We start from the raw sequence: 600 nt of genomic DNA, 5'->3' as shown, positions 1-600 counted from the left end.
TGCATCTCTTCAAGCTCATGAACCCCTTCAAGCCCTTCCTCACTCTGGTCAACGATTTTTCTAAGAGCGTCAAACGTTTCCTCTGCAGTTCCAACCTCTATGGTAAGCAAGGAAAGAATACCATCAATCTCTTTGTCCTTAAGCTCTGCGCCTTTTGTGAAATCACCACTTTCATCTAAACGCCCTTTTCCCAAAAGCAAACGTACACCTTCAAGACCAAATTTATCGAGTTTATCAATTGCTCTCAGAACGGTTAAGCGCCTTTGAGCCTGCTCTCTTCCCGTCAAGCCAACTTTCTCCAAAACAGCATCCAGAATTTTCCGGTTATTCAAACGAATGACATAATCATGATGCTGAAATCCTAATTTTTGCAAACTATCGGCTGCCATCATGCAAATTTCGGCATCTGCAGCAACTGTCGGCGTTCCCACAATATCAGCATCAAATTGCATAAATTGCCGAAAACGTCCCGGTCCAGGTTTTTCATTGCGAAAAACAAAGCCTAGACGATAACTCCGATAAGGCTTTGGCAAAGTTTCAAAATTTTCTGAAAAATAACGGGCAAGAGGTGCCGTAAGATCATAACGCAAAGACATCCAC

At 42.8% G+C, this 600-nt stretch carries 1 protein-coding gene; it reads right to left on the bottom strand.

Annotated features, from left to right (window positions below; genetic code table 11):
* Window positions 1–600 (bottom strand): ATP phosphoribosyltransferase regulatory subunit (locus tag ACFINS_RS11000; protein ID WP_375706293.1); only part of this gene is annotated, 600 nt, incomplete at both ends.

The organism is Bartonella sp. AA2SXKL (assembly GCF_042197205.1).
In the GTDB taxonomy this organism is placed as follows: domain Bacteria; phylum Pseudomonadota; class Alphaproteobacteria; order Rhizobiales; family Rhizobiaceae; genus Bartonella.
This window is presented reverse-complemented; position numbering and strand designations above follow the sequence as displayed.